The following is a 15,034-nucleotide window of genomic DNA, read 5'->3' as shown; positions in this document are numbered from 1 at the left end:
GATGCACAACAGGCGCAAGTTCCTGGCGCTGGCGGGCGTCGGCGCGCTGACGGCGGCCTGCGGGTCGAACACCGGGCGGCAGGGTGACCCGCCGCCGTCGACGGCCTACTCGGCGGGCCCGCCGCCGTCCGACGCGCCGAAGGTGACGCTGCAGCAGTGGTACCACGCCTACGGCGAGGACGGTGTCCAGGACGCCGTCAAGCGGTACGCCGCGAGCTACCCGGGCGCGAAGGTCGACGTCCAGTGGAACCCCGGCGACTACGACTCGAAGATCGTCACCGCGCTGCAGAACAGCAAGGTGCCGGACGTCTTCGAGGCGCAGGTCAAGATCGACTGGGTGCGGCAGAACCAGGTCGTCTCGCTCGACGACGTCATCGCGCCGGTCAAGGGCGACTTCAGCCCGGCCGTGCTCGCCGCGCAGACCGTCGAAGGCAAGGTCTACGGCATCCCGCAGGCCACCGACACGCAGGTGCTCTTCTACCGCAAGAGCCTGCTGCAGGCCGCCGGGGTGCAGCCGCCGCAGTCCGTCGACGAGCTGGTCGACGCGGCGTCGAAGCTGACGAAGGACGGCGTCAAGGGTCTCTTCGCGGGCAACGACGGCGGGGTCGGGGTGCTCACCGGCCCGCTCCTGTGGTCGGCCGGCCTCGACTACCTGAAGAACGGCAACCGCGAAGTCGGCTTCGACGACCCGCGCGCGGCGACCGCGCTCGGCAAGCTGCACACGTTGAACACCAACGGTTCCCTGCTGCTCGGCGCGCCGGCGGACTGGTCGGACCCGGGCGCGTTCATCGACGGGCTGGCCGCGATGCAGTGGACCGGCCTGTGGAACATGCCCAAGATCCGCGACGCGTTCGACGACGACTTCGGCGTGCTGCCGTTCCCGCGGCTCGACGGCACCGGCGCGCCTTCGGTCCCGGTCGGCGCGTACGGCGCGATGGTGAACGCCAAGAGCGTGCACGTCGGCGAGGCCAAGGCGTTCGTGAAGTGGCTGTGGGTCGACCAGACGCAGGACCAGCTGGAGTTCGCGACGAAGTTCGGCTTCCACGTCCCGGCCCGCCAGAGCCTGGTCGCCAAGGCGGACAGCCTGGCTTCGGGACCGGCGGCCGACGCCGCCCGGTTCGTCAAGGAGAACAGCCACCTCGTCGGCGGTCCGGTGTGGACACAGCAGGCGAACACGGCGCTGTCGGACGCGGTCGCGAAGATCGCGAAAGAGGGAGCGGACCCGGCGGCGCAGGTCAAGACGGCGGTCGGAGTCGCGCAGGCTGAACTGAAGCGCCTGTTCGGATGAACCGGCGCGACGCGCGGACGTTCTGGCTGTTCGTCGGGCCGTTCCTGCTGGGGCTGGCGGTCTTCGCCTACCTGCCGATCGGCTGGAGCGCGTACCTGTCCTTTTTCGACGCCCGGAACACGGTGACGCCGACCGAGTTCGTCGGGCTGGACAACTACGGGCACATGCTCACCGACGAGCCGTTCCTGTCGAGCCTGGGCACGTTCAGCGTGTTCGCGGTGTTCATCGTGCCGCTGACGTTCGTGCTGTCGCTGGCCCTGGCGCTGGGGGTCAACCAGCTGCGGTTCGCGCAGGCGTTCTTCCGGTCGGTGTTCTTCCTGCCGTTCGCGTGCTCGTACGTCGTGGCGTCGCTGATCTGGAAGACGTCGCTGTTCTCGGGTGTCCGGTACGGACTCGCGAACACGGTGCTCGCCTTGTTCGGCGCGGACCCGGTGGCCTGGACCGGGACGGTCAGCCCGCCGCTGTACTGGGTCGTCTTGGTGACGGCGCGGTTGTGGCTGCAGCTCGGGTTCTACATGATCCTGTTCATCGCGGCACTGCAACGCATCCCGCGGCACCTGTACGAGGCCGCGTGGCTCGACGGCGCGAAGCCGGGATGGCAGGTCTTCCGGCACATCACGCTGCCGCAGCTGCGCGCGACGGCCGTGGCGGTGCTGCTGCTGAACCTGATCAACGCGTACCAGGCGTTCGACGAGTTCTACAACATCATGGGCGACTCCCGCGGTTACCCGCCGTTCGCCCGGCCGCCGTTGGTGTACCTGTATTACACGTCCTTGGGTTCGGGCGGCCAGGACCTCGGCCGCGGCAGCGCGGGCGCGGTGATCTTGGCGCTGATCATCGCGCTGGTGACGCTGCTACAGGGCCGCGTGCTCCGCTTCGGGCGTGCGTCATGAAGGCGGTCCTGCGCTGGGCGTCCCTCGCCGTGGCGGCGGTCCTGTTCCTGCTGCCGTTCTACCTGCTGCTGCGCAACGGCCTGGCGTCCCGCGCGGAGATCACCGCTCCGGAGTGGACGTTCTTCCCGTCCACAGTGCACTGGGAGAACTTCTCGCGGCTGTTCTCCCTTTCGGACGTCCCTTTTGGACGGAGCTTGCTGAACTCGGCACTGGTCGCGACCCTGCAGACGACCGGCCTGCTGGTGATCTGCTCGCTGGCGGGCTACGGCCTGGCGCGCATCCCGTACCGGCACTCGCGCCTGGTGTTCTACGCGGTGCTGGCGACGCTGATGATCCCGACGTCGGTGACGTTCGTGCCGAGCTTCGTGGTGGTCTCGACGCTCGGCTGGCTGTCGGACTTCCGCGGCCTGGTGATCCCGGGGCTGTTCAGCGCGTTCAGCGTGTTCCTGTTCCGGCAGTACTTTTTGGACTTCCCCCGCGAGCTGGAGGAAGCGGGCCGGGTGGACGGGTTGACGCGCTGGGGAGTGTTCTGGCGCATCGTGGTCCCGAACTCCCGCGGCTTCTTCGCGGCGATCGCGGTCATCACGGTGATCGGCAGCTGGAACGCGTTCCTGTGGCCGCTGATCATCGCCCAGTCCCCGGACTCGTGGACGGTCCAGGTGGCGCTGTCGGGGTTGTTGACGGCGCAGAACCCGCAGCTGAACCTGCTCTTCCTGGCGGCGGCGGTGTCGATCCTGCCGATCGTGCTGCTGTTCGTGTTCCTGCAGCGGTACCTGGTCCGCGGGGTGACGGAGTCCGGCCTGGGCGGGACCTGAGTAACGTGCGAAGCCGTCCGCGCGACTCCGCTGTGGACGGACAGAAGCAGGTGCACAGTGACCAGTTACGACCCTCACCAGGCTGACCAGCCGCCGATCGATCCGGCGTACCCGCCTTCGGGGCCGGTCCAGCCGTGGGGGACGCAGCCGTACCCCGTGCAGCCCCACGTTTCCCAGCCGTACCCCGCGCAGCCCTACGGTCAGCAGCCGTACCCCGTGGTCGCGTACCCGATCCTGCGCACGAGCGGCCTCGCGGTCGCGGGCATGGTGCTCGGCATCGTGGCACTGCTGGCGTTCTGGGTCCCCTTCGTCGACCTGCTCCTCGGCTTCCTCGCGATCGGCCTGTCGTGGGCCGGGATGGTCCAGGCCGGCCGGCCCGGGTACACCGGCAACGGCATGGGCATCGCCGGCCTGGTGTGCGGCATCATCGCGGTCATCCCGGCTCTGGTCGTGATGCTGTTCTTCTTCGGCATGTTCGCCGCGGCCGGAACCGCGTGCGGAATAGCCTGCTGACCAGCACCACCGTCAGCACGAGCGCGCCGCCGTCGGTCACCAGCGACGGCAGCAGCCCCGCCCAGCCGTACAGATCCACCGTCGCCCGCCACACCGACGGCGGGATCACGAAGACGCCCAACGCCTGCGTCGCATTCACCACCAGCACCACCCACCACACCCACGCGCGCCCGGACAGCACCAGCAACCCCAGTAGGTTGCCCACCAGGTAGACGTCCCCAACCAGGCGCAGCCCCGTCAGGAAGCCGTCCGACGGCGGCGCTCCCGACAGGAAAGCCGCGCGGGCCACCAGTTCGGGTGAGATCACCACGAAGTTCTGCAACGCCGTCCCGATCGCGAAAACCAGCGAACACCCGGCCACCCACCACCGCATCCCAGCCCCCCCTATCAGTGATAGAGACCAATCTATCACTGATAGAGTGCGCCAGGTGCCGCTCGATCGCCGCCGGATCACCGAAGCCGCCCTCGAACTGCTGGACGAAGCCGGCCTCGCCGAGCTGAGCACCCGGCGGCTCGCCGCCCGGCTCGGCGTCAGCTCGCCGACCCTCTACTGGCACGTCAAGGACAAGGCCCAGCTCCTCGACCTCCTCGCCGAAACCCTCTGCGAAGACGCCTTCGAGATCGACGGCACCCGGCCGTGGCGCGACCAGCTCGAGCAGGGCCTGAACCAGTTCCGCGCGCTGCTCCTCAAGCACCGCGACGCCGCCACCCTGCTCCGCGACCGCCCGCCCGGCCCGAACCGGCTGGCCCACATCGAAACCACCGTCCGGATCCTCCGGGACGCCGGCTTCTCCCCCGAGGACACCGCGGGCATCTCGCAGCTGCTCACCGCGCACGTCCTCGGTTCGGTCCAGGAACGTGATCCCGAAGCGGCGCAGGCGTTCCAGGACCGGCTGGACGACTTCCCCGCCGTCAAAGCCCTCGGCCCGGCCTTCGCCAAGACGACCGCCGACGCCCTCTTCGCGCTGGGCACCGAAGTCATCCTCGACGGTCTCGCCCACCGGCGGAAATGACCACGACCTTCGGCGGTACACCCACCCCGACACCTGTGACAGGGTACCTCGAAATGTCACGTTCACCGCCCGGACACCGGCGTCCGGCACGGTGCTGGGCAACCGAGAAACTGGGGAGCGAAAACACATGGCCGAACTCACCCGGCGCACCTTCGCCACCGCGGGCGCCGCCGGACTCGGACTCCTGCTGTGCACGCCGACCGCGAACGCCCTCGACCGCGCCCTGCGGCGCACCGCCATCCGCTCGGTCAGCACCACCGGGACCACGCTGGAGCAGGTCGCCACCGGCGGCGGCACCGCGAGCTACAGCCGGCTCGGCGCGGGCCCCGGCTGGCCGCTCGTCGTCCGCGGCGACCTCGCCGCCCCTCAGGCCGGCCGCGACGACCGGCGCCGCGCCCTCAGCGCGTTCGTGCAGTTCACCGACCTGCACATCACCGACACCGAGAGCCCCGCGCGCTTCGAGTACCTGCACCCCTTCATCGGTTCCGCGCACCGGCCGCAGGAAGCCCTCGGCACCGTCGCGACGAGCGCGCTCGTCGAACGCGTCAACAGCGTTCGCCAGGGCCCCTTCACCGGACGGCCGTTCGACCTCATGGTCACCACCGGCGACAACACCGACAACCACGAGCTGATCGAGCTCGACTGGTTCCTCAAGGTCCTCAACGGCGGCAGCGTGACGCCGAACTCGGGCGACACGAACGCCTACGAAGGTGTCCAGAGCTCGGGCAACAGCGAGTTCTGGAACCCGTCGATCCCCGGCGTGGGTGACGACTACTCCGCGAAGGGCTTCCCGCAGCTGCCCGGCCTGCTCGAAGCCGGCCAGCGGACGTTCACCGCGCCCGGCCTCGACGTGCCGTGGTTCTGCACCTTCGGCAACCACGACGACAGCATCGTCGGCTCGCTGCCGGCGCAGATCCCGGGCATCAGCGCCTGGTACACCGGGAAGTACAAGGTCATCGGCAAGGACGAGGCCACCGCGAAGAAGCTCGCCGCCGCCGTCAAGAAGGGGTCGGGCGTGCCGGTCGCCGAGCTGTTCGGCGGCGGGGGCACCATCCGGGAGATCACGCCGGACGCGCGGCGCCGCCCGTTCAGCACCGCGGAGTTCGTCCGCGCGCACCTCGACCCCGCCAACACCGGCCCCGGTCCGGTCGGGCACGGCTTCACCAGCGCGAACTCCGACGGCAAGAACGTCTACTACACCTTCCGGATCGCGCCGGGCATCACCGGGATCAGCCTCGACACGACCACCGACGCCGGGCTCGCGGACGGCTCGATCGGCCTCGCGCAGTACAGCTGGGTCGAGTCGACGCTCAAGGCCGGCAGCTCGACCTACTACGACTTCTTCGGCCGCAAGGTCACCCACGGCGTCACCGACGAGCTGTTCGTCCTGTTCAGCCACCACACCAGCGGCTCGATGGGCAACCTGCTGCCGGACTCGCGCCACCTGCTCGACCCGCGTCTCGACGGCAACGCGTTCGTCGCGCTGCTCAAGCGGTTCCCGAACGTGCTGGCGTGGGTCAACGGCCACACGCACCTCAACAAGATCACCGCGCACGCCGGGAGCACGCCGAAGCAGAGCTTCTGGGAGATCAACACCGCGTCGCACGTCGACTTCCCGCAGCAGGCCCGGATCGTCGAGGTCGCGGACAACGCCGACGGCACGTTGTCCCTGTTCACCACGCTGATCGAGGCCGAGGCGCCGTACGCCGTGGATTACGACGCCCGGACGCCGCAAGCGCTTGCGTCGCTGTACCGCGAGCTGTCGTACAACGACATCCACGTCGACCTCGGCCGCGTCGGCGAGGCCGTCGACCACAACACCGAGCTGCTGCTGGTGAACCCGCTGAGCTGACTCGCGTTACCCCGGAGGTAATCGCGCGACGGCCCGGCGTCCGGCAAGCTCCGGGGCATGACCGATCCCGAGGGCACCGAGCTCTTCCACCGGACCATGCCGTTCGCCGAGCGCCTCGGCATCGAGGTGCTGGCGCACGGGCGCGAGCTCGTCCGCAGCCGGGTGAAGTGGGACGAGAGCCTCTGCACGCTCGGCGGCGTGCTGCACGGGGGCGCGCTCATGGCGCTGGCCGACTCGACCGGCGCCGTGTGCGCGTTCCTCAACCTGCCCGAGGGCGCGCAGGGCACCACGACCGTCGAGTCGAAGACGAACTTCGTGCGCGGCGTGCGTTCGGGCTATGCGACTGCGTCGTCCAGACCACTGCACGCCGGCCGGAGGTTCGTCGTGGTGGAGACGGAGATCCACGACGACAACGGCAAGTTGGTCGCGAAAGTGACACAGACCCAGGCCGTCCTCTAGGTACCTGTTTACATACCGGGCCCGACCGGCGAAAATCCCTGGCTACTGGGTGGGTCGAACGAGGAGCCGGGATGCGCGTACGCAGTCTGTTCACCTTATTGTCGGTTGTCATGCTGACAGCGGTAACCGCGCAGGTCGCCGAGGCTGTGCCCCGGGACGACGAGGCGATCGACTACCACGAATGGGCCGGCGGCCGCCTCCACGAGGGCAGCTTCGCCGGGCTCGCGCTCACCCACGACGGCCTGCGCATCACCCGCCCGATCGGCACGGTCGAGCACACCGAGCCCGAGCTCGGCACCACGAAGACGTACGAGTACGGCCAGTGGACGTCGCCGTCCTACCGCCAGGGTTTCGGCGCGACGCAGCTGGTCGCGTCCTGGAACGCGCAGACGCCGGCGAAGACCTGGCTGCAGGTCGAGGCGCAGGGCAAGACGTCTGCGGGCGCCGAAACGGCGTGGTACGTGATGGGCCGCTGGGCCAGCGGAGACGCCGACATCCTGCGCACCAGCGTCGACGGCCAGGACGACACCAACGCGCTCGTCGACGTCGACACGCTGGTGACGAAGGCCGGCGTGACGCTGAGGTCGTTCAAGCTGCGGATCAGCCTGTACCGGGAGCAGGGCTCGCGCGCGACGCCGTCGGTGACGTCGCTGGGCGCGATGACCTCGGCCGTGCCGGACCGTTTCGACGTGCAGACGACCAAGCCGGGCCGTGCCACCGGGATCGAGCTGAAGGTGCCCGCGTACGCGCAGAACCTCCACAAGGGACAGTTCCCGCAGTACGGCGGGGGCGGCGAAGCCTGGTGCAGCCCGACTTCCACCGAGATGGTAGCCGAGTACTGGGGCAAGAAGCCGTCGGCGGCGGAGATGTCCTGGATCCCGGCGGACTACGTCGACCCGTCGGTGGCCTTCGCGGCGCGCTACACCTACGACCACGCGTACGACGGCACTGGCAACTGGCCGTTCAACACGGCGTACGCGGCATCGCGCGGGCTGCGTGGGCACATCACGCGGCTGCACTCGCTGAACGAGCTCGAGACCTACATCGCCCGCGGCATCCCGGTGATCACGTCGCAGTCCTTCCTGTCCGAGGAGCTCGACGGCGCCGGCTACGGCACGGCCGGGCACATCATGGTGGTCGTCGGGTTCACGAAGGACGGCGACGTGATCGTCAACGACCCGGCGTCCAGCAGCAACGACCGGGTCCGGAACGTCTACAAGCGGGACCAGTTCGAGAAGATCTGGCAGCGGACGAAGCGGTACCGGGCGGACGGGACCGTGGCGAGCGGCCCCGGCGGGGTCGTGTACATCATCACGCCCGCGTAGCTCACCAGGTCTTGCCGGCCTGCTCCCGGATCGTGCGGTTGATCCGGTTGAAGAAGTTGGTCAACGCGATGTTCAGGATGATCGCGGAGAGCTGCTTCTCGTCGAACTGCCCGGCGGCGGCGTCCCAGATCTCGTCGGTCACGCCCGGCTCACCGTCCTGGACGCCGGCGTAGGCGCGCGGGCTGCAGCCGTTGATCTGGCTGGCCCGCAGGTGGACCAGCTCCAGCAGCAGCGGGTCGACGCCGCCGGTGTGCACCGCCGCGTCGTGCTTCCATCGGTTACCTGCGCCCCTCCGGGCTCGTCACCGCCACGCCCACCGCATGCTCGGCTCGCACGCCGACGCCGAGGACGTCGTCCAGGAGGCGTCGGCCGGATCAGCCTGGACGTCCTGCGTTCGCGCAAGTCGCGGCCCGAGTCGCCGTACGACGAGATCGTGGTGGCGGCCGAGGAGGGCCCGGAGGAGGACGCGGCGCGGGCGGACTCGGTCGGGCTCGCGCTGCTGGTGGTGCTGGAGTCGCTCGGGCCGGGCGAGCGGGTGGCGTTCGTGCTGCACGACCTGTTCGCGGTCCCGTTCGACGAGATCGCCCACATCATCGGCAAGTCCCCGGGCGCGACGAAGATGCTCGCCGGCCGCGCCCGGCGCAAGGTGCGCGAGGCCTCCCGCCCGGCGACGCCGGGCCGCGACCAGCGAAAGGTCGTCGAAGCGTTCCTGACGGCGGCCCGCGACGGCGACTTCGAGGGGTTGCTGCGGGTCCTCGACCCCCAGGTCCAGCTGACGGTCGACACCCCGGGCGGCGTGGTGGTGGTCCTGGGCGCGACGAGCGTGGCGGCGGGCGCACGTTTCGGCGCGGCTTCGGAGGACGCGAAGTCCTGGTGGGCGGCCTGCCGGGAGTGGTGGCGTGGCGCCCGGACGGCAGCCCGCTGTCGGTGGTGGCGTTCACGGTGGTGGGAGAGTTGATCTCGGCGATCGCCGACCCGGCGCGGCTGGCGTCGATGGCGCTGCCGGAGCCGCCCGGAACTGTCGGTGAGTCCCGGTAAGCTGGAGACCGGGGGCCGGAGGCACGCGCAAGAAGCCCGCTGATCCCGTTCGGACGCGGCTGAATTCGCAACGGACGCCGGCCCGGGCAATCCGCTGCTCCGCCGGACCGACCCCGAGGCCGCTCGAGCCGGACCGTGTCTGCTCAAGCTGGACCGCGTCCACTCGAAGTTGCGGATTACGCAACCCGTTGCACCCTCACCACCGAACCTCACTCATGCGGATGTCGCCATCTCCGCATGATCCGTGATTAGCTGCGGGCAGCACCAGCAGCGCGGCCGGAAGGTGGATTCGCATGCCGTACGAGGTCCAGGGGGTTGTTTCGCGGGCGAAGGGCGAGCCCGTCTCGCTGGAGACCGTCCTCGTCCCCGATCCCGGGCCGGGTGAGGCCGTCGTGAACGTGCAGGCCTGCGGGGTCTGCCACACCGACCTGCACTACCGCGAGGGCGGGATCAACGACGACTTCCCGTTCCTGCTCGGCCACGAGGCCGCCGGCGTGGTCGAAGCCGTCGGTGAGGGTGTCACCGATCTCGAGCCCGGCGACTACGTCATCCTCAACTGGCGCGCCGTCTGCGGCACCTGCCGGGCCTGCCGGCGCGGCAAGCCGTGGTACTGCTTCTCGACGTTCAACGCCGCCCAGCCGATGACGCTCGCCGACGGCACCAAGCTGTCACCCGCCCTCGGCATCGGCGCCTTCCTCGAGAAGACGCTCGTCCACAGCGGACAGTGCACGAAGGTCAGCCGCGACGCCGAGCCGGCCGTCGCCGGGCTGCTCGGCTGCGGGGTGATGGCCGGGCTCGGCGCGGCGATCAACACCGGCGCCGTCACCCGCGGCGACTCGGTCGCCGTCATCGGCTGCGGCGGGGTCGGTGACGCGGCCATCGCCGGCGCGAAGCTCGCCGGGGCCACCACGATCGTCGCGATCGACATGGACGACCGGAAGCTCGAGTGGGCCAAGGACTTCGGCGCGACGCACACCGTCAACAGCCGCGGGCTCAGCGAAGAAGCCGTCGTCGAGGCCATGCAGGACGCCACGAACTCCTTCGGTCCCGACGTCGTGATCGACGCCGTCGGCCGCCCGGAGACCTGGCGGCAGGCCTTCTACGGCCGCGACCTCGCGGGCACCGTCGTGCTCGTCGGCGTCCCGACGCCGGAGATGCGCCTGAACGACCTGCCGCTGATCGACTTCTTCTCGCGCGGCGGCTCGCTCAAGTCGTCGTGGTACGGCGACTGCCTGCCCTCCCGCGACTTCCCGATGCTCGTGGACCTCTACCTGCAGGGCCGGTTGCCGCTCGACAAGTTCGTCACCGAACGGATCGGCGTCGACGGCGTCGAGCAGGCCTTCGAGCGCATGCACCACGGGGACGTCCTGCGCAGCGTGGTGACGTTCTGACCCTGTTCACCGACGACGAGTACCCGGCCGAGCCCTACCCGGGCGCCCGGCCGGGTTTCTCGTTCGTGCACGTCGACGGCGTCGGGCACCCGCTCGACGCCGCGCCCGCGGGCTGGCGCGACCGGATGGCCGTGCTCGCCTACGGCTCGAACGCGAACCCGTCGAAGATCACCTGGCTGCGGGCGCGGCTCGGGCTCGAAGGCCCGGTCGTGGTCGCGCACGCGCGCTGCGGCGGGCTCGCCGCGGTGTGGGCGGCCGGCTTCCGCGTGGTCGACGACCAGCGCCCGGCCACCCTCACCGCGATGGACGGCGTCGAGGAGCACGCCGTCTGGTTCGTGACGCCGGACCAGCTCGCGGTGCTCGACCGCTGCGAGGGCCGCGGCACGCGGTACCACCTGGCCCGGCTGACCGAGCCCGACATCACCCTCGAAGACGGCACGCGGCTGACCGAGGTGTGCAGCTACGTCGGCGCCGCGCCGATCCGCTATCCCCTGCTGGTGGACGGCAAACCGGTGCGCACCGCCGACGTCCCGCAGGCCGGGGCGGCCGCGCTCGACGGCGTCGCCGCGGACGGCCACGGCGTTCCCTGCGAAGTGCTCAGACCAGCTTCCCCGGGTTGAGGATCCCCGTCGGGTCCACAGTGGACTTCGCCGCGCGCAGGACCTCGACACCCAGCTCGCCGATATCCGCCTTCAGGTACGGCGCGTGGTCGACACCGACGGCGTGGTGGTGCGAAATCGTGCCCAGGCCGGAGATCGCCTCGCACGCGGCCGCCTTCGCCCGCTGCCACTGGCCGACCGGGTCGGCCTCGTCGCGCGCGGTCAGCACGGTGAAGTAGAGCGACGCGCCGGTCTCGTACGCGTGCGAAATGTGGCACATGACGATCGCGCGCCCCAAGGACGCCGTCAGCGCCGCGCGGACGTCGTCACGCAGCTCGTCCACAGTGGACCAGTACGCGGCGGTCTCCAGCGTTTCGACGCAGACTCCTTGATCCAGCAACATGTCCCGCTGCCGCGGACCGGCGAACCGGCCGTGCCGCCAGGACTCCCCGAGCGCTTTGCCGACCCGCACAGCACCGGAAGCCTTGAGCCGGCGCGTGGTTTCCCGGCGCCGCAAAGCCACGTCGTGCGCGGTGCCCTCCCAGCCGACGATGAGGAAACACGGGTGCGGCACACCGCGTGCCGCGAGGTACCGGCGCAGCGCCGTCGTCTTGAGTCCCGCGTTCAACGCCAGCGAAACCGCGGTTTCGTCCCCATCGGACAGTCGCGTGACGTCGGCGAGCGCGTGGTTCTGCGCCAGGTCGCGCACAGCCTCCCGGCCCGCTTCCCAGCTGGGCAGCGCATAACCCTCGTACCGGCGGACCGGCGGCGCGGGCCGCACCCGCAGCGCGACCTCGGTGATCACGCCGAGCGCGCCTTCACTGCCGACCGCGAGCTGGCGCAGGTCCGGCCCGGCGGCGGACGCGGGCGCGACACCGAGCTTCCACTCGCCGCGCGGGGTGGCCAGCCGCACGCGGGTCACCATGTCCTCGAACCGCCCGTACCCCGACGACGCCTGCCCGGCCGAGCGCGTCGCCGCGAAACCGCCGATCGTGGCCCGCTCGAAGGACTGCGGGATGTGCCCGAGCGTCAGGCCGTGCTCGCCGAGGAGGCGCTCGGCCTCGGGACCGCGGACCCCCGCCTGCAGCACGGCGATGCGCGACTCGGTGTCGACCGACACCAGCGCGTCGAGCCGGACGAGGTCGAGCGCGATCACCGACGTCTTGTCCCCGCGCAGCGCCGTGACACCGCCGACCACCGAGGTGCCGCCGCCGAAGGGCACCACCCCGACGTCGTGCCGGACGCAGACGTCGAGCACGGCCTGGACCTCGTCCGGGTCGGCCGGCAGGACCACCGCGTCGGGGACCGGGAAGTCCGCCGTCCCCGACCGGCGGCGCAGCAGGTCGAGGTAGGACAGTCCGGTCGCCCGCGCGAGCCGCGAGACGTCGTCGACCAGCACGTTTTCCGCGCCGACCACCGCGGCGAGCGCTTCGCACGCAGGTTCGCCGAGTTTCGGTGACGGTATTTCCGCCGTCATTTCGGCCGCTGAGGCGGCGTCGGCCCCGATCGGACCGATACGCTGGTCGAGCCACTTGGCCGCCCGCGCGGGCAGCTCGGCGGCGTCGGCGGCTTCCGGGGTCCAGGACCGTCGGAGACGGTGGTCAATCAGCTCGTTCACGACTACAGTGTGACATATGGACGTGAAACGTCACACCACACAGAACGCGGGTTCCTCCGCGCTCGCGGACACCCGCAACCGCCAGACGGCGACGCGCGTGGCCGATGACGTGCTGCTCGACGCCGCGCGCTCGTGCGTGCTGGCTGTCGGTGTGCGTCGCACCACACTCGCCGAAATTGCCCGCACCGCCCGCGTCAGCCGGATGACGGTCTACCGCCGGTTCCCCGACGTCCGCAGTGTGCTCGCCGCCCTGATGACGCGGGAGTTCAGCGGACTGCTGCGCACCGCCAGCGAGCGCGGCGCCGACGCCGCGAACAGCCGTGAACGGCTGGTGCTCATCGCCTCGGCCGGCGTCCGCTCGCTGTCGGCCGACCCGCTGTTCCGCACGCTGCTCGACGTCGACCCGGAACTGCTGCTGCCGTACATCGTGGAGCGGCTCGGCGCGACGCAGAAGTTCGCCGAGCAGGCGCTGCACCAGCTCCTCGAAGCCGGCCACCAGGACGGCTCGGTCCGGCGCGCGCCGGTCGCGGCGCAGTCCCGGTCGGTGCTGCTGGTGGTCCAGTCCTTCGCGTTCTCCCTGCGCCCGGCCACGGCGGACGTCGACGAAGAAGCGCTGCTGGCGGAGTTCACCCACGTGCTCGATTCGGCGTTGCGACCATGACGTCCGGCTCACTCAACGCCCGGCGCCGGGACCGCGAGCTCGCGGAGCTGGCGTCGGGCGAGCGTGTCGACGTGGTGGTGGTCGGCGGCGGGGTCACCGGCACGGGAATCGCCTTGGACGCGGCGACACGCGGGTTGTCGGTGGCGCTCGTCGAGGCGCACGACCTGGCGTTCGGGACGTCCCGCTGGTCGTCGAAGCTCGTCCACGGCGGCCTGCGGTACCTGGCGCACGGCGAGCTCGGGCTGGCGCACGAAAGCGCTGTCGAGCGCGGCGTCCTGATGACACGCACGGCGCCGCACCTCACGCGGGCGATGCCGCAGCTGTTTCCGTTGTACCCCAGCACTTCCCGGGCCCAGCAGGCCATCGTGGCGGCCGGCCTGCACGCGGGAGACGGCCTCCGCCGCGCGGCGCGCACGCCGTCGTCGGTGCTGCCCCGGCCGCGGTCGATCCCCACCGCCGAGGCGTTGGCGCTGGCTCCGGGGTTGTCGCCGGCGGGCTTGCGCGGGGCGCTCCTCGCGTACGACGGCGCGCTGGTCGACGACGCCCGCCTGGTGGTGTCCCTGGCCCGCACGGCGGCGACGTTCGGCGCGCGCATCCTGACCCGGCTTTCGGCGTTGTCGGTTTCCGCCGACCGGGTCCGGGTCCGCGACGGCGTTTCGGGTGACTCACTGGACATCCACGCCCGCCAGGTGATCAACGCGACGGGCGTGTGGGCGGGAACCCTGACCGGCTCGGTGCGGCTGCGGCCGTCCCTCGGTTCGCACCTGGTGCTCGCGCCGGGGACGGTGCCGATGGGGACCACGTCGGTGAACATCGGCGTGCCCGGTGAGACCAACCGGTTCGTCTTCCTGTTGCCTCAGCCGGACGGCCGAGTCTACTTAGGACTGACGGACGAGCCGGTCTCCGGTGAGATTCCCGATGTGCCGGCTGTTCCTGAGTCCGATGTGGACTTTCTGCTTTCTTTGGCCTCTTCCGTGCTGGCGCGCCCGCTGACCCGCGCGGACGTCGCGGGGTCGTACGCGGGCTTGCGCCCGCTGGTCGAGGGCGGCGGTGGCCGGTCCGCGGACCTGTCCCGGAAGCACGCGGTGCTCGCCGGTTCCGACGGTCTGTTGACAGTGGTCGGCGGGAAGCTCACCACGTACCGGCGGATGGCGGAGGACGCCGTCGACGCGGCGGTGCGGCTGACCGGGCTGACGGCGTCGCCTTGCCGGACTGCTCGCCTCCCGTTGCTGGGCGCGGCGGCGCGGTCGAGTCTGTCTCTTGTGGACGCTGCTCCGCGGCTGGTGGCCCAGTACGGGACGGAGGCCCCGCGGGTGGCGGCGTTGGGCGAGCTGGACGCGGAGTTCGCGGCGCCGGTGGCCCCGGGAACCGAGATCACAGCGGCCGAGGTGGTCTGGGCGGTGCGGAACGAGGGGGCGCTGAGCGTCGAGGACGTGCTGGAACGCCGGACCCGGCTGGCGTTGATCCCGTCGGATGCCGCTGCGGCTGCGCCGCGGGTTGCGGAGCTTGTCGACAAGTCGCTCGCCGGACTGACCTGACCGGTTGCGGGGCCCGGCACCGGGCCCCAAA

General features: G+C 70.8%; 15 protein-coding genes and 1 pseudogene. 13 read left to right on the top strand and 3 right to left on the bottom strand.

The annotated features are described in order from the left end of the window. Window position 1 precedes the first annotated feature (1 nt). From ACZ61C_RS02630 to ACZ61C_RS02615, 4 genes are read left to right on the top strand one after another with little or no spacing between them, the layout of a single operon-like run. The gene (locus ACZ61C_RS02630; protein ID WP_465302042.1) at window positions 2-1,288 is read left to right on the top strand and encodes an ABC transporter substrate-binding protein; all 1,287 of its coding nucleotides are present in this window, start codon (window positions 2-4) and stop codon (window positions 1,286-1,288) included. Then, window positions 1,285-2,181: a carbohydrate ABC transporter permease gene (locus tag ACZ61C_RS02625; RefSeq protein WP_465302040.1), complete on the top strand. Its 897-nt coding sequence runs from the start codon at window positions 1,285-1,287 to the stop codon at window positions 2,179-2,181. The genes ACZ61C_RS02630 and ACZ61C_RS02625 overlap by 4 nt, the downstream gene beginning before the upstream one ends. Further along, window positions 2,178-2,996 carry a carbohydrate ABC transporter permease gene (locus ACZ61C_RS02620; protein WP_465302038.1) on the top strand — a complete coding sequence of 273 codons (819 nt, stop codon included), beginning with the start codon at window positions 2,178-2,180 and terminating at the stop codon, window positions 2,994-2,996. Before ACZ61C_RS02625 ends, ACZ61C_RS02620 begins: the two co-directional genes overlap by 4 nt. 57 nt (window positions 2,997-3,053) lie before the next feature. Then, window positions 3,054-3,509 (top strand): DUF4190 domain-containing protein, encoded by a 456-nt coding sequence (locus ACZ61C_RS02615; RefSeq protein WP_465302036.1) that lies wholly within the window; start codon window positions 3,054-3,056, stop codon window positions 3,507-3,509. On the opposite strand, the gene ACZ61C_RS02610 is transcribed toward ACZ61C_RS02615, so the two are convergent. Beyond that, on the bottom strand, window positions 3,430-3,882 hold the full coding sequence (locus ACZ61C_RS02610) for a hypothetical protein (protein WP_465302034.1): 453 nt from the start codon (window positions 3,880-3,882) through the stop codon (window positions 3,430-3,432). The two genes, ACZ61C_RS02615 and ACZ61C_RS02610, sit on opposite strands and share 80 nt — an antisense overlap. Window positions 3,883-3,937: 55 nt before the next feature. Here ACZ61C_RS02610 and ACZ61C_RS02605 point away from each other — a divergent pair, with 55 nt between their 5' ends. The 4 genes from ACZ61C_RS02605 to ACZ61C_RS02590 all read left to right on the top strand — a co-directional run bounded on the left by ACZ61C_RS02605 (window position 3,938) and on the right by ACZ61C_RS02590 (window position 8,158). After that, entirely contained in the window at window positions 3,938-4,522 is a 585-nt protein-coding gene (locus ACZ61C_RS02605) for a TetR/AcrR family transcriptional regulator C-terminal domain-containing protein (protein WP_465302032.1), read from the top strand. Between the two features lie 127 nt (window positions 4,523-4,649). Continuing rightward, window positions 4,650-6,374: a TIGR03767 family metallophosphoesterase gene (locus tag ACZ61C_RS02600; protein ID WP_465302030.1), complete on the top strand. Its 1,725-nt coding sequence runs from the start codon at window positions 4,650-4,652 to the stop codon at window positions 6,372-6,374. 57 nt (window positions 6,375-6,431) lie between these two features. Continuing rightward, window positions 6,432-6,833, top strand: a complete 402-nt coding sequence (locus ACZ61C_RS02595; protein ID WP_465302028.1) for a PaaI family thioesterase — start codon at window positions 6,432-6,434, stop codon at window positions 6,831-6,833. Window positions 6,834-6,904: 71 nt separating this feature from the next. Beyond that, window positions 6,905-8,158: a peptidase C39 family protein gene (locus ACZ61C_RS02590; protein WP_465302026.1), complete on the top strand. Its 1,254-nt coding sequence runs from the start codon at window positions 6,905-6,907 to the stop codon at window positions 8,156-8,158. Window position 8,159: 1 nt separating this feature from the next. Here the strand turns inward: ACZ61C_RS02590 and ACZ61C_RS02585 are convergent, their stop codons facing one another. Next, the gene (locus ACZ61C_RS02585) at window positions 8,160-8,414 is read right to left on the bottom strand and encodes a carboxymuconolactone decarboxylase family protein (protein WP_465302024.1); all 255 of its coding nucleotides are present in this window, start codon (window positions 8,412-8,414) and stop codon (window positions 8,160-8,162) included. Between ACZ61C_RS02585 and ACZ61C_RS02580 the strand changes: the two are divergent. The 3 genes and pseudogenes from ACZ61C_RS02580 (at window position 8,407) to ACZ61C_RS02570 (ending at window position 11,207) form a co-directional block, all read left to right on the top strand. Further along, a pseudogene (locus ACZ61C_RS02580) lies at window positions 8,407-9,196 on the top strand (sigma factor-like helix-turn-helix DNA-binding protein). The gene ACZ61C_RS02585 and the pseudogene ACZ61C_RS02580 overlap by 8 nt on opposite strands. 293 nt (window positions 9,197-9,489) lie before the next feature. Further along, a complete protein-coding gene (locus ACZ61C_RS02575; RefSeq protein ID WP_465302022.1) occupies window positions 9,490-10,587 on the top strand; it encodes an S-(hydroxymethyl)mycothiol dehydrogenase in 1,098 nt (365 codons plus the stop codon). 65 nt (window positions 10,588-10,652) lie between these two features. Then, window positions 10,653-11,207, top strand: a complete 555-nt coding sequence (locus ACZ61C_RS02570; RefSeq protein WP_465302020.1) for a gamma-glutamylcyclotransferase — start codon at window positions 10,653-10,655, stop codon at window positions 11,205-11,207. Here ACZ61C_RS02570 and ACZ61C_RS02565 read toward each other — a convergent pair. Continuing rightward, window positions 11,185-12,804 (bottom strand): FAD-binding oxidoreductase, encoded by a 1,620-nt coding sequence (locus ACZ61C_RS02565; RefSeq protein ID WP_465302018.1) that lies wholly within the window; start codon window positions 12,802-12,804, stop codon window positions 11,185-11,187. The two genes, ACZ61C_RS02570 and ACZ61C_RS02565, sit on opposite strands and share 23 nt — an antisense overlap. 97 nt (window positions 12,805-12,901) lie before the next feature. Between ACZ61C_RS02565 and ACZ61C_RS02560 the strand changes: the two genes are divergently transcribed. Continuing rightward, window positions 12,902-13,465 (top strand): TetR/AcrR family transcriptional regulator, encoded by a 564-nt coding sequence (locus ACZ61C_RS02560; RefSeq protein WP_465302757.1) that lies wholly within the window; start codon window positions 12,902-12,904, stop codon window positions 13,463-13,465. Continuing rightward, window positions 13,462-15,003, top strand: coding sequence for a glycerol-3-phosphate dehydrogenase/oxidase (locus tag ACZ61C_RS02555; protein ID WP_465302016.1), 1,542 nt, complete (start codon window positions 13,462-13,464; stop codon window positions 15,001-15,003). The genes ACZ61C_RS02560 and ACZ61C_RS02555 overlap by 4 nt, the downstream gene beginning before the upstream one ends. Window positions 15,004-15,034 lie beyond the last annotated feature (31 nt).

It is taken from the genome of Amycolatopsis sp. NPDC104587 (assembly GCF_055583645.1).
The sequence above is the reverse complement of the archived record's forward strand: the minus strand, read 5'-3'. Positions and strand labels throughout refer to the sequence as shown.

What these genes read in the sequence shown, in the direction of transcription:
- ACZ61C_RS02625 (WP_465302040.1), top strand. Translation starts at nt 1,285, where the DNA reads ATGAACCGGCGCGACGCGCGGACGTTCTGGCTGTTCGTCGGGCCGTTC.
- ACZ61C_RS02600 (WP_465302030.1), top strand. Translation starts at nt 4,650, where the DNA reads ATGGCCGAACTCACCCGGCGCACCTTCGCCACCGCGGGCGCCGCCGGA.
- ACZ61C_RS02575 (WP_465302022.1), top strand. Translation starts at nt 9,490, where the DNA reads ATGCCGTACGAGGTCCAGGGGGTTGTTTCGCGGGCGAAGGGCGAGCCC.
- ACZ61C_RS02555 (WP_465302016.1), top strand. Translation starts at nt 13,462, where the DNA reads ATGACGTCCGGCTCACTCAACGCCCGGCGCCGGGACCGCGAGCTCGCG.
- ACZ61C_RS02590 (WP_465302026.1), top strand. Translation starts at nt 6,905, where the DNA reads ATGCGCGTACGCAGTCTGTTCACCTTATTGTCGGTTGTCATGCTGACA.
- ACZ61C_RS02595 (WP_465302028.1), top strand. Translation starts at nt 6,432, where the DNA reads ATGACCGATCCCGAGGGCACCGAGCTCTTCCACCGGACCATGCCGTTC.
- ACZ61C_RS02610 (WP_465302034.1), bottom strand. Translation starts at nt 3,882, where the DNA reads ATGCGGTGGTGGGTGGCCGGGTGTTCGCTGGTTTTCGCGATCGGGACG.
- ACZ61C_RS02620 (WP_465302038.1), top strand. Translation starts at nt 2,178, where the DNA reads ATGAAGGCGGTCCTGCGCTGGGCGTCCCTCGCCGTGGCGGCGGTCCTG.
- ACZ61C_RS02630 (WP_465302042.1), top strand. Translation starts at nt 2, where the DNA reads ATGCACAACAGGCGCAAGTTCCTGGCGCTGGCGGGCGTCGGCGCGCTG.